The sequence below is a fragment of the Streptomyces sp. NPDC045778 genome, from assembly GCF_056431945.1.
The window spans coordinates 61,131-73,738 of record NZ_JBWKJZ010000026.1; the positions used below are offsets into that span (position 1 = coordinate 61,131).

The 12,608-nt window shown below is 71.7% G+C and carries 10 protein-coding genes; 8 read left to right on the forward strand and 2 right to left on the reverse strand.

From position 1 onward, the window contains the following. Nucleotides 1-53 precede the first annotated feature (53 nt). From fomD to AC07GB_RS28690, 3 genes are all read left to right on the forward strand, one after another. Nucleotides 54-740 (forward strand): cytidylyl-2-hydroxypropylphosphonate hydrolase, encoded by a 687-nt coding sequence (gene fomD, locus AC07GB_RS28680; RefSeq protein ID WP_478850401.1) that lies wholly within the window; start codon nt 54-56, stop codon nt 738-740. A gap of 116 nt (nt 741-856) precedes the next feature. Beyond that, nucleotides 857-1,534: a class I SAM-dependent methyltransferase gene (locus AC07GB_RS28685; RefSeq protein ID WP_478850403.1), complete on the forward strand. Its 678-nt coding sequence runs from the start codon at nt 857-859 to the stop codon at nt 1,532-1,534. Between the two features lie 188 nt (nt 1,535-1,722). Next, nucleotides 1,723-3,663 carry an ATP-binding SpoIIE family protein phosphatase gene (locus tag AC07GB_RS28690; protein ID WP_478850514.1) on the forward strand — a complete coding sequence of 647 codons (1,941 nt, stop codon included), beginning with the start codon at nt 1,723-1,725 and terminating at the stop codon, nt 3,661-3,663. A 61-nt stretch (nt 3,664-3,724) separates the two neighbouring features. Here AC07GB_RS28690 and AC07GB_RS28695 read toward each other — a convergent pair whose 3' ends face one another. Then, nucleotides 3,725-6,178, reverse strand: a complete 2,454-nt coding sequence (locus tag AC07GB_RS28695; protein WP_478850405.1) for a transglycosylase domain-containing protein — start codon at nt 6,176-6,178, stop codon at nt 3,725-3,727. A gap of 340 nt (nt 6,179-6,518) precedes the next feature. On the opposite strand from AC07GB_RS28695, the gene AC07GB_RS28700 reads away from it, so the two are divergent. From AC07GB_RS28700 to AC07GB_RS28710, 3 genes are read left to right on the forward strand one after another with little or no spacing between them, the layout of a single operon-like run. Then, nucleotides 6,519-7,046 (forward strand): PadR family transcriptional regulator, encoded by a 528-nt coding sequence (locus AC07GB_RS28700; RefSeq protein WP_478850407.1) that lies wholly within the window; start codon nt 6,519-6,521, stop codon nt 7,044-7,046. Further along, entirely contained in the window at nt 7,043-7,729 is a 687-nt protein-coding gene (locus tag AC07GB_RS28705) for an ABC transporter ATP-binding protein (protein ID WP_478850409.1), read from the forward strand. Before AC07GB_RS28700 ends, AC07GB_RS28705 begins: the two co-directional genes overlap by 4 nt. Further along, the gene (locus AC07GB_RS28710; protein ID WP_478850411.1) at nt 7,726-10,167 is read left to right on the forward strand and encodes an FtsX-like permease family protein; all 2,442 of its coding nucleotides are present in this window, start codon (nt 7,726-7,728) and stop codon (nt 10,165-10,167) included. Before AC07GB_RS28705 ends, AC07GB_RS28710 begins: the two co-directional genes overlap by 4 nt. Before the next feature lie 166 nt (nt 10,168-10,333). On the opposite strand, the gene AC07GB_RS28715 is transcribed toward AC07GB_RS28710, so the two are convergent. Then, nucleotides 10,334-11,272 (reverse strand): LysR substrate-binding domain-containing protein, encoded by a 939-nt coding sequence (locus tag AC07GB_RS28715; RefSeq protein ID WP_478850413.1) that lies wholly within the window; start codon nt 11,270-11,272, stop codon nt 10,334-10,336. A 131-nt stretch (nt 11,273-11,403) separates the two neighbouring features. On the opposite strand from AC07GB_RS28715, the gene AC07GB_RS28720 reads away from it, so the two are divergent. Together AC07GB_RS28720 and AC07GB_RS28725 are read left to right on the forward strand one after the other, a co-directional pair. After that, nucleotides 11,404-11,958 carry a peroxiredoxin gene (locus AC07GB_RS28720; RefSeq protein WP_018536446.1) on the forward strand — a complete coding sequence of 185 codons (555 nt, stop codon included), beginning with the start codon at nt 11,404-11,406 and terminating at the stop codon, nt 11,956-11,958. Nucleotides 11,959-11,960: 2 nt separating this feature from the next. Further along, nucleotides 11,961-12,491, forward strand: coding sequence for an alkyl hydroperoxide reductase (locus AC07GB_RS28725; protein ID WP_478850415.1), 531 nt, complete (start codon nt 11,961-11,963; stop codon nt 12,489-12,491). Nucleotides 12,492-12,608 lie beyond the last annotated feature (117 nt).

Here is a 12,608-nt window from a genome sequence, read left to right on the forward strand (position 1 = left end):
GCACCGGCCCTCCGCCCCGGCGGGGTCCACGGGGCGGGTCCTAGTATCTGTTCATGACAGACGACCACGACGGAACCACGGCACCGGCGGGGGGCCCGCGCTGGACCCCCGGCACACCCATCCTGTGGCGCTACCGCGCCAACGGCGGTGACGGGATCCACATCTGCCGCCCCGTCACCGTCGTGGAGGACAGCGAGGACCTGCTGGCCGTCTGGCTCGCGCCGGGCACGGAGTGCGTGCGGCCGGTGCTCGCCGACGGCACCGCCGTCCACGAGGAGCCGCTGGCCACCCGGTACACGAAGCCGCGCACCACCCGCCGCGACCACTGGTTCGGCACCGGCGTCCTGAAGCTGGCCCGGCCGGACGAGCCCTGGTCGGTGTGGCTGTTCTGGGAGCCGGGCTGGCGGTTCAAGAACTGGTACGTGAACCTGGAGGAGCCGCGCGTCCGCTGGTCCGGCGGCGTCGACTCCGAGGACCACTTCCTCGACCTCTCCGTGCGCCCGGACGGCACCTGGCGGTGGCACGACGAGGACGAGTTCGAGCAGGCCCGGCGCGCCGGCCTGATGGACGACGGGCGGGCGGCGGCGGTCCGCCGGGCGGGCCGCGATGCGGTGGCGGCGATCGAGGCGTGGGGCACCCCCTTCACCGACGGCTGGGAGCACTGGCGCCCTGACCCGGCCTGGCGCGTTCCCGCCCTGCCGGGTGACTGGGACCGCACGCCCGCGCATGTCTCGTCGTGAGACCCTTGATGCGTCCCCGTGGTTCAAACGTAGGATCGTCCTCCGCAAGGGCGCACCACAGCAACTCTTAATGCCCCCGCGCGGCCTGACAGGATGTCATCGAGGAGCGGCTGAACGTGAGCGAGGAATACGGAGCACGTGGCGTCCGCGACCGCACGGGCCAGGCCGCGGCGTTCGACGCCATCGGCGCGGCGTACGACGTCGCGTTCCCGCACAAGGAGGGCCAGCTCGCGGCCGGCGAGCGGCTCGCCGGCGAACTGCCTGCCGGGTCGCGCGTCTTGGACGTGGGCTGCGGCACCGGTCTGCCCACGGCCCGTCAGCTCACCGACGCGGGGCACACCGTGCTCGGTGTCGACCTGTCAGCCGGAATGCTGGACCTCGCGCGCGGGAATGTACCGTCTCCCGCGGCCGAGTTCCGCCGCCTCGACCTCGCTGACCTGCGGGTCGACGGCGAAGGGCCGGGCGCTGTGGGGCAGTTCGACGGGATTGCCTGTTTCTTCGCGCTGTTGATGCTGCCCCGGGAGGAGATACCGTCTGCTCTTCGGCTGCTGCGGTCGCTGCTCCGGCCCGGTGGTCTGCTCGCGCTGTCGATGGTCGAGGCCGACCTGGACGACGCGGCGATTCCGTTCCTGGGGCACGTAATCCGGGTATCCGGTTACCTGCGGGACGAACTGCGGCAGGTCGTGCGGGACGCCGGTCTCGACATCGCCCACGAGGAGTCGTACGCGTACGCCCCGGCGAGCACCGACGCACCACCTGAGCACCAGTTATTCCTGCACTGCCGACGCGGCTGAGCAACGCTTGGACGGCGCGCGCGGCGCGCAGCCCCGGACGGACGGATTCAAAACGCGTGACGGAGCACCTCAGCCCCTACGAGGGCCGCAAGGCACCAGTTGCCCGGCCCCCCGCCCCCGCGGACCCCCGCGGGGCGCTGCTGCGTACCCCGGAGCCGGAGGTGCGCGGCGCCGCGGGGGTGAACGCCATGCCCGCGCAGGCGCGTACGGGTGAGCAGGACGCGGGCAGCGAGCACGCCCAGTCGTCGACGGCGGCCACGAACGGGCCCGGCGGCCACCGGCCGCGCCCCGCTCCGGAGGCCGTTCCCGGCCAGGCCCACGCCGGCGTCGGCGAGTCCCGCCCCGCCACCGACCTGGCGCCCGCCGCGGCCCCCGGCCCGCCCGGGGGCACCGAGCGCCGCTCGGGGCAGCCGCGCCCGCCGGGCCCGGCCGCGATGCGGCGCGACGGCGACCGGCTGCGCTTCGTGGGCGCGGCGACGCGGCGCATCGCCCGCGGCATCGACCTCGACGAGATCGTGATGGGCCTGTGCCGGGCCACGGTTCCCACGTTCTCGGACGCGATCCTCGTCTATCTGCGCGACCCGCTGCCGGTGGGCGACGAGCGCCCCGCCGGGCCGCTGCTGCTGCGCCTGCGCCGCACCGACCGCATCCCTGAGGACCTGGACACCGACGGCGGCACGCTGCCAGCGCTCCAGGTGCAGTCCGACCTGGCGACCGCCGCCGAGCTGTGCGAGGTCCGCCCCAACAGCGCCCTCGACCACGTGCTGTGCGGGGTGCGCCCGGTGTTCGCCGACTCCGCGATGGCGCTCGGCGCGCTGCCCGAGCTGCTCGGCGAGGGCCGCACGGTCCCGGCCGGGCAGCGGGCGATCCTGGCGCCGCTGCGGGGGCGGCGGCGGGTCATCGGCGCCGCGGTGTTCCTGCGCCGCCCCGACCGGCACGCCTTCGAGCCCGACGACCTGCTCGTGGCCGCCCAGCTGGCCACGCACAGCGCCCTGGGCATCGACAAGGCCGTCCTGTACGGCCGCGAGGCGTACATCGCGGACGAGTTGCAGCGCACGATGCTGCCCGAGACCCTGCCGCGCGCCACCGGCGTGCGGCTCGCCTCGCGCTACCTCCCGGCCGCCGAGACCGCCCGCGTCGGCGGCGACTGGTACGACGCGATCCCGCTGCCCGGCAGCCGTGTGGCGCTCGTCGTCGGCGACGTCATGGGGCACTCCATGACGTCCGCAGCGATCATGGGCCAGCTGCGCACCACCGCGCAGACCCTCGCCGGGCTCGACCTGCCGCCGCAGGAGGTCCTGCACCACCTGGACGAGCAAGCCCAGCGGCTCGGCTCGGACCGCATGGCGACCTGCCTGTACGCGGTGTACGACCCGGTCTCGCACCGCATCACCATCGCCAACGCGGGCCACCCGCCGCCGGTCCTGCTGCACCTGGGCGGGCGCGCGGAGGTCCTGCGCGTGCCCCCGGGCGCGCCCATCGGCGTGGGCGGCGTGGACTTCGAGGCCGTCGAGCTGGACGCCCCGGCGGGCGCGACGCTGCTCCTGTACACGGACGGGCTCGTGGAGTCCCGCCTGCGCGACGTGTGGACGGGCATAGAGCAGCTGCGCGAGCGGCTCGCCGCGACCGCCCAGCTCACCGGGCCCGACCATCCGCCGCCCCTGGAGGCGCTCTGCGACGAGGTGCTCGACATGCTCGGGCCCGGCGACCGCGACGACGACATCGCACTGCTCGCCGCCCGCTTCGACGGGATCGCGCCCAGCGACGTGGCGTACTGGTTCCTGGAACCGGAGGACGCCACCCCGTCGCGCGCCCGCCGGCTCGCCCGCAGCGCCCTGGAGCGCTGGGGCCTCACGGACCTGAACGACGCGGTCGAGCTGCTCGTCAGCGAGGTCGTCACGAACGCCGTGCGGTACGCCACGCGCCCGATCACGCTGCGTCTGCTGCGGACCGACGTCCTGCGCTGCGAGGTCGGCGACGACGTGCCGCAGCTGCCCCGGCTGCGCCAGGCGCGTGCCACGGACGAGGGCGGCCGTGGCCTCTACCTGGTCAACAGGCTGGCGCGACGCTGGGGCGCCACCCGCCTGAGCACGGGGAAGGTGGTCTGGTTCGAGCTGAACCAGACCTGAGCCGCGCCCACGCGGAAGGTGCCCGGAACCGTGTGGTTCCGGGCACCTTCCGTGTCCGCCGCTACTCGTCCGAGCGCGACGATCTGTCGGCCCGCCGGTCGTCCGGGTCGTCCGGGATCCCGAAGGTGGGCGACGTCGGAGTCGTCGGCGGGGTCGTCGGCGGCTTCGTCGACGGGTGCGTGGGCGACGTCGGAGTCGTCGGCGGCTTCGTCGACGGGGGCTTCGTCGACGGCGGCTTCGTCGACGGCGGCTTGGTGCTCGGCTTGTCCTTGTCCTCGTCCGTCTCGGTGGGCCTCGTCGTCGGGGTCGACGGGGCCTGCGTGGTCGGGTCGGGCGGCGGCGCGACGGCGGCGCCCATGTCGGTCTTCAGCTTGAACTTGGTGCGCGAGCCGGTCGCGTCGAAGGTGTACGCGGCCCATATCTCGGCCGGGAAGCTGCCGCCGTCGACGCGGGGCTTGCCGCCCGCGCCCCGCATGGGCACCTGGGTGCCCCGCTTGACCTTGCCGTCGTCCTTGGGCTGCTCGCCGAACAGGCCGACCGAGGTGACCAGATTCGGCGTGTAGCCCACGAACCAGGCCGACTTGTTGTCGTCGGACGTGCCGGTCTTGCCCGCGACCTGCTGGCCCTTGCGGGTGGGCGCGTCGCGCACGGACGTGCGGGCGGTGCCGTCGTCGACCACGCCGGTGAGCACCGACGTCACCGAGTCGGCCGCGCCCCGGCTGATGACCTGGTCGCCGATCGCGTCCGGCAGGTCGACCGTGCGGTCCTTGTGCTGGACGGACTTCACCAGGCGCGGGGTGACCTGCTTGCCGTGGTTGTCGAGCGTCGCGTACACCCCGGCCATCTCCAGGGGGCTCGCGCCCATGGTGCCGAGCGTCTGCGCGGGCACCGCGGGGATGCCCTTGGTGCTCATGCCGAGCTTGCCCGCGACCTCCAGGACCTTGTCCATCTTCACGTCCACGCCCATCTGCGCGAAGACGGAGTTGATGGACTTGTTCATCGCGGTCTGCACGGTGACGGGGCCGTAGGAGCGGTCGTCCTCGTTCGGCGGCGCGAAGGCGATGTCGCTGCCCTTGACGGGGCGCTCGCTGCGGCCGCTGTAGATCGTGTTCGCCGTGATGGGATCGCCGTCCTGGGTGGTGGCGCCCTCCTCCAGGGCGGCGGCGAGTATCAGCGGCTTGAAGGTGGAGGCGGGCTGGTAGTCGGTGCGGGTCGCGTTGTTCCTGAAGTGCTTGAGGTAGTCGTCGCCGCCGTACATCGCGACGACCGCGCCGGTCTTCGGGTCCACGGACACCGCGCCGGCCTGCACACGCGCGTCGGCCTTGCTCTTCTTCGGGTCGAGGCGCTCGTTGAGCTTGCGGTCGACGGCCTTCTCCAGCGCGCGCTGCTTCTTGCGGTCGATGTTCAGCGTGATGGTGTAGCCGCCCGCCTTGAGCTGCGCCTCGGCCTCGGACTTGGAGTAGCCCTGCTCGGTGAGCTGCCGCTGGACGATCTCGTTGGCGAACTGGACCAGGTAGCCGGTCTGCCCCTTCATGCCGGGCGCGGCCTTCGGCGGGTCCGGGTAGGCGAACTTCAGCCCGTCGCGCTCGCCGGAGTCGAGCCAGCCCTCCTCGACCATGTTGTCCAGGACGTAGTTCCAGCGCTGCTTGACGAGCTTCTTGGCGGTGGGGGTCGCGGTGGCCCAGTCGTAGGAGCTGGGCGCCTGGAGCAGGGCGGCGAGGTAGGCGCCCTGCGCGACGTCGAGCTTCGCGGCGTCGACGCCGTAGTAGGCCTGGGCCGCGGCCTGGATGCCGTAGGCGCCGCGGCCGTAGTAGCTGGTGTTGATGTAGCCCGCGAGGATGTCTTCCTTGCTCTTCTCGCGGTCCACCTTCAGCGAGATGACCAGCTCTTTGAGCTTGCGCGTGACGGTCTGTTCCTGCGACAGGTAGTAGTTCTTGACGTACTGCTGGGTGATCGTCGAGCCGCCCTGCTTGCCCTTGCCGGACAGCGTGTTGATCACGCCGCGGGCGGTGCCCTTGAAGTCGACGCCGGTGTCCTTGTAGAAGGACTTGTTCTCGGCGGCGACGAAGGTGCGCTGCACCTTCTTGGGGATCTTGTCCAGGTCGACGATCTCGCGGTTGACCTCGCCGTCGCGGTACAGGACCGTGCCGTCGCTGTACTTGATGATGTTGCTCTGCTTCTTCGCCAGGGCGTTGCCCTTGGGGATGTCCACCACCAGGTAGAGCACGACGAAGCCGAGCATGCCGAGCAGGATGAAGCCGAAGAAATAGCCGAGGAGCTTCTTCCAGGTGAAGAAGCGGCGGATGCCGGTGCGCTTGGGCTTGCCGCTGCGGGTGCGCCGCGCCGGGCGGCCGCCGGAGCCGGTCCCGGCGCCGGTGCCCTCCGGTGTGCTCTCGGAGGGGCTCGTGCCGGCCTCGGCGGGCGTGCCGGTGGCCGGGGCGCCGCCGGACGGGCGGCCGCGCGCTGCCCGGCGCGCACCGCGCTGCCGCGCTTTTCGCTCTTCCGCTCGGCCCATGACTGTGGTCGCTCCGCTTCTTCTCTGGTCCGTCTCGTACCGCTCGCGCGCCCCGCACTTCGCGTACTTCTCGTACGTCTCGTACGGGTCAGGTCAGCTCATGAAGCTAACACCGCACCCAAGGACAAAAGGCGCCCGATCCGGTCTTTTCCGGACGTGACAATGAGCACCCATGCCAGGGGAACCCTTGCCACTCCACCGGAATCGACTCCTCGCAAGCGCGTACGGTTGCCTCTCATTTCTGCCGGAGCGGTCACACCCGCGGCCCCGGGCGACCGCGGTCCCTGCTACACACTCGGCGTATACACACCACGTATACGTGGTGTGTATAGTGCTCCGCATGTCCATCGGTCACACTCTCCTCGGTCTGCTGGAGTCCGGCCCGCGCCACGGCTACGACCTCAAACGCGCCTTCGACGAGAAGTTCGGGCACGACAAGCCGCTGCACTACGGCCAGGTCTACTCGACCATGTCGCGCCTGCTGAAGAACGGCCTCGTCGAGGTCGACGGCATAGAGGCGGGCGACGGCCCCGAGCGCAAGCGGTACGCCATCACCGAGGCGGGCATCACCGATGTCCAGCGGTGGCTCGCGACGCCGGAGAAGCCCGAGCCGTACCTCCAGTCGACGCTCTACACCAAGGTCGTCCTCGCGCTGCTCACGCACCGGGACGCCGCCGACATCCTCGACACCCAGCGGTCCGAGCACCTGCGCATGATGCGCGTCCTCACCGACCGCAAGCGCAAGGGCGACCTCGCCGACCAGCTGATCTGCGACCACGCCCTGTTCCACCTCGAAGCCGACCTGCGGTGGCTCGAACTGACAAGTGCCCGCCTCGGCAGGCTCGCCAAGGAGGTGCTCCCCGCATGACCCCCGCCGGTTCCCTGCTCACCGCGCACGGCCTGCGCAAGGCCTACGGGCCCACGACCGCGCTCGACGGCGCCGAGTTCTCCATACACCCGGGCGAGGTCGTCGCCGTCATGGGCCCCTCCGGCTCCGGGAAGTCCACGCTCCTGCACTGTCTGGCCGGGATCGTGCGCCCCGACGCGGGCGAAATCTCGTACAAGAGCCACTCATTGACATCGATGACGGACAACGCCCTGAGTGCGCTGCGGCGCAGCGAGTTCGGCTTCGTCTTCCAGTTCGGGCAGCTCGTGCCGGAGCTGACCTGCGTCGAGAACGTGGCCCTCCCGCTGCGGCTCAACGGCGCGAAGCGCAAGGACGCCGAGCGCACCGCCCTGTCCTGGATGGAGCGCCTGGAGGTCGACGACGTGCGCGGCAAGCGCCCCGGCGAGGTCTCCGGCGGCCAGGGCCAGCGCGTCGCCGTCGCCCGCGCCCTCGCCACGAGCCCGCGCGTGATCTTCGCCGACGAGCCCACGGGCGCGCTCGACTCGCTCAACGGCGAGCGCGTGATGGAGCTGCTCACCGACGCCGCCCGGTCCACCAACGCCGCCGTCGTCCTGGTCACGCACGAGACCCGCGTCGCGGCGTACTCCGACCGCGAGATCGTGGTCCGCGACGGCAAGTCACGCGACATGGAGCGCCTCGTATGAGTACGACGCGGACCGAGCCGGCCGTGACCCCCGCCCCCGCCGTCCCGCACCCCGGGCCCACCGGCGCCCGCGCCTGGCTCCGCGACCTGGCCCTCGGCCTGCGCTTCGCGGTGGGCGGCGGCCGGCAGGGCTGGACCCGCACGATCCTCACCGCCGTCGGCGTGGGCCTCGGCGTGGCGCTCCTGCTGGGCGCCGCGTCCGTGCCGGACATGCTGAACAAGCGCGACGCCCGCTCCACGGCACGCACCCCGCTCGCCGAGATGAACGGCAAGCGGGTCGAGCCCGGCGACACCACGGTCCTGTCCATCAACGTGGGCACGGACTTCCGCAACTCCGAGATCACCGGCCGCATGCTGCGCGCGGACGGCGCCCACCCGGTCCTGCCGCCCGGCCTCGACAAGCTGCCCAAGCCCGGCGAGCTGGTCGTCTCGCCCGCCCTGCGGGACCTGATGGACAGCTCCGGCGGCAAGCTCCTCAAGGAGCGCTTCAGCCAGTACCGCCAGGTCGGCACCATCGGCGACGCGGGCCTGATGCACCCCAAGGAGCTGTACTACTACCTCGGCTCCGACTCCCTCACCAAGGCCGACGGCGCCTACCGCACGGCGTCCTTCGGCTACAAGGAGCCCGCGGAGCCGCTCGACCCGCTCCTGGTCGTCCTCATCGTGCTGATCTGCGTCGTGCTGCTGACCCCGGTGGTCATCTTCATCGGCACCGCGGTCCGCTTCGGCGGCGAGCGGCGCGACGAGCGGCTCGCCGCGCTGCGCCTGGTCGGCGCGGACCGGCGGGCGGTGCGGCGGATCGCGGCGGGCGAGGCGCTGTGCGGGGCGCTGCTCGGACTCGTCGCGGGCGGGGCGTTCTTCCTGCTCGCGCGGCAGCTCGTCGGCATGGTCGACATCTGGAAGGTCAGCGCCTTCCCCTCCGACATGGTGCCGCTGCCCGGGCTCGCCGCGCTGATCCTCGTGGCCGTGCCCGTCTCCGCGGTGGTCGTCACGCTGGTGTCGCTGCGTGCCGTGACCATCGAGCCGCTGGGCGTCGTCCGCAGCTCGGCGCCGCGCAAGCGCCGCCTGTGGTGGCGGCTGCTCCTTCCGGTCGTCGGCCTCGGCATCCTGCTCGGCCAGGACCGCATCTCGACCCAGTCCACCACGGCCGACGTGCACGTCTACGTCATCGCTTGCGGGGCGACCCTCGCCCTCGTGGGGCTCGCCACGCTGCTGCCCTGGCTCGTCGAGGCCGCCGTGGCCAAGCTGCGCGGCGGGCCGGTGCCCTGGCAGCTGGCCACCCGCCGGCTCCAGCTGAGCAGCGGCACCGCGGCCCGCGCGGTCAGCGGCATCACGGTCGCGGTGGCGGGCGCGGTCGCCCTCCAGATGCTCTTCGCGTCCATGCACGACGACTTCAACACCGTCACGGACAACGACCCGCGCCGCGCCCAGCTCAGCGTCAGCTCGTCGCAGGCCAGCGGCGCGCTCGCCCAGCGCATGATCGACGGCTTCCGCGCCACCAAGGGCGTCGAGAACGTCATGGGCAGCGTCTCCTCGTACGTCGTCAGGCCCGGGAAGCTGCCGAAGGGCCAGGAGTCCGACGGCTACCGGCCCACCACGGAGCTGCGCGTCGGCACCTGCGAGACGCTGCGCGAACTGGCCCACGTCAAGTCCTGCGCCAACGGCGACACGTTCATCGTGCGCTCCGGGGACCGCGAGATGACCGCGCAGGTCGACCTGGTGGCCCGCCCCGGCAAGCCGATCGACCTCAACTCCGACTCCTGGTTCAGCTACGACGGCAAGCCGCACGGCAAGCACGCCCCGTGGACGCTGCCGAAGTCGACACGCACCGTGCAGGCCAGGCCCGACCCGGTGGGCGACGAGTACTACGGCATCTTCGCCACTCCGCGCGCCCTCGACGTGGACCGCATGGTCGACGCCTCGACCAACGCCATGGTCCAGATCGACCGGAGCGTGCCGGACGCCGAGGAATACGTGCGCAACGCCGCGGCCCACATGGATCCGCTGGTGCGCGTGGGGACCATCGAGATGATGGAACGCGACAAGCAGTACGCGTCCGTCCAGCGGGGCCTCCAGGCCGGGGCCATCGCCACGATGATGCTGATCGCCGCGTCCATGCTGGTGTCGATGCTGGAGCAGCTCCGCGAGCGCAAGCGCCTGCTCGCGGCCCTGACCGCCTTCGGCACCCGCCGCACCTCGATGGGCTGGTCGGTCCTGTGGCAGACCGCCATCCCCGTGGCGCTCGGGCTCGGCCTCGCCGTCGCCGGCGGCCTGGCGCTCGGCGCCGTGATGTGCCGCATGGTCGACAAGCAGGTCACGGACTGGCTGGTGTTCATCCCCTTGGCGGGCGCGGGCGCGGTCCTGGTCGCGGTCGTGACGGCTTTGAGCCTGCCACCGCTGTGGCGGATGATGCGGCCGGACGGCTTGCGGACGGAGTGAGGCAAGTACATCGCCGGGGGCGGGAGTTCATGGACTCCCGCCCCAGCGGCACGAGCGCGGAGGGGCGCAGGTCTGCATCACTCTGCGGCTCCGTCGCGGCTGGTCGCGCAGTTCCCCGCGCCCCTTCGGGGCACTCCCGTAACGCGGCGGACTTCGCCATGACCGCTCAGAGCACTCGCACGGGCAGCGGCCGCAAAGCCCCCCGCAGCGCCTCGGCCAGCTCCTCGTACTCCGCGGCCCGGGCCGCCCCCGAACGCATCGCGAACGCGACCCGCCGCGTGGGCGCGGGATCGGCGAAGTACCCGGTGAGCAACTGGCTGCTGCGGCTGGTCTCGACGCGCACGGCGGTCCGCGGCAGGAGCGTCACGCCGAGCCCGCCGGCCACGAGCTGCACCAGGGTGGAGAGCCCGGCCGCGGTCGTGGTGACCGGCGCGTCGGCGCGGCCCGCCTCGCGGCAGATGTCCAGGGCCTGGTCCCGCAGGCAGTGGCCCTCGTCGAGGAGCAGCAGGTTCAGCTCCCGCAGCGCCTCACGCGGGATCCCCTCGCGGCCGCCCAGCCAGTGGTCCAGCGGGGTGACCAGGACGAAGTCCTCGTCGAACAGGGGCAGTTCGGTGACGCCCTGCACCCCGAGCGGCACCGCGAGGAGCAGCAGGTCGAGCCGCCCCGCGGCCAGGCCTTCGAGCAGCGAGGACGTCTGCTCCTCGTGCACCTGGAGGTCCAGGTGCGGATACCTCTCGTGGACGAGGGCGAGCACGGTCGGCAGCAGGTACGGCGCCACGGTCGGGATCACGCCGAGCCGGAGCGCGCCCGTGAACGGCGCCTTCACGGCGTCCGCCTCCTCCAGGAGCGCCTCGACCTCGCCGAGGACCGCCTTGGCGCGCACGGCGAGCCGCTCCCCGGCCGGGGAGAGCAGTACCTTGCGGGTGGTGCGTTCCAGGAGCTGGACACCCAGCGCCTCCTCCAGGGCGGAGACGGCCCCGGACAGCGCGGGCTGGCTCATCCCGATCGCCGCGGCGGCGTCCCGGAAATGCAGATGCTCGGCGACGGCGGCGAAGGCGCGCAGCTGCGCCAGACTGGGCTGCTTGCCCCTATTTACGGCGGCCACTGATAGCTACCTCCAATCAACGCGACCCAGTGTAGCTATTTCCCTAATCAATGCACCCTGTGCCACGATCACTGGAGTCCAACCCCTTTGGAGACTCTCGACCAGGGTTTCCTCCGCTGCAAGGAGAGCGCGTGCTCACTGTCGGTGACAAGTTCCCCGAGTTCGACCTGACTGCCTGTGTCTCGCTGGAGAAGGGCAAGGAGTTCGAGCAGATCAACCACAAGACCTACGAGGGCAAGTGGAAGATCGTCTTCGCGTGGCCCAAGGACTTCACCTTCGTGTGCCCGACCGAGATCGCCGCCTTCGGCAAGCTGAACGACGAGTTCGCCGACCGTGACGCCCAGGTCCTCGGCTTCTCCGGCGACTCCGAGTTCGTGCACCACGCCTGGCGCAAGGACCACCCGGACCTGACCGACCTGCCCTTCCCGATGCTGGCCGACTCCAAGCACGAGCTGATGCGCGCGCTCGGCATCGAGGGCGAGGACGGCTTCGCGCAGCGCGCCGTCTTCATCGTCGACCAGAACAACGAGATCCAGTTCACGATGGTGACCGCCGGCTCCGTCGGCCGTAACCCCAAGGAGGTCCTGCGGGTCCTCGACGCTCTCCAGACGGACGAGCTGTGCCCCTGCAACTGGAGCAAGGGCGAGGACACCCTGGACCCGGTCGCGCTGCTGGCCGGTGAGTGACCATGGCCCTCGATGAGCTGAAGGCCGCCGTCCCGGACTACGCCAAGGACCTGAAGCTGAACCTCGGCTCGGTCATCGGCAACTCCGAACTGCCCAAGCAGCAGCTCTGGGGCACGGTGCTCGCCTGCGCCATCGCCTCGCGCTCCGCGCAGGTGCTGCGTGAGCTGGAGCCCGAGGCGAAGGCGAACCTCTCCCCTGAGGCGTACACCGCGGCCAAGTCCGCGGCCGCCATCATGGCGATGAACAACGTCTTCTACCGCACGCGCCACCTGCTCTCCGACCAGGAGTACGGGACGCTGCGCGCGGGCCTGCGGATGAACGTCATCGGCAACCCGGGCGTCGAGAAGGTCGACTTCGAGCTGTGGTCGCTCGCGGTCTCCGCGATCAACGGCTGCGGCATGTGCCTCGACTCGCACGAGCAGGTGCTGCGCAAGGCCGGTGTGGACCGCGAGACGATCCAGGAGGCCTTCAAGATCGCGTCCGTGATCCAGGCCGTCGGCGTCACGCTGGAGTCCGAGGCGCACCTGGCCTAGCGGCCGCGCTTCCCCGCACAACCCCGAAGGGCCCCACTCGCATCCCACGAGTGGGGCCCTTCGGCGTACGGGAGCGCCCCGTAGGGGCGCGGGGAACTGCGCGACCAGCCACGACGG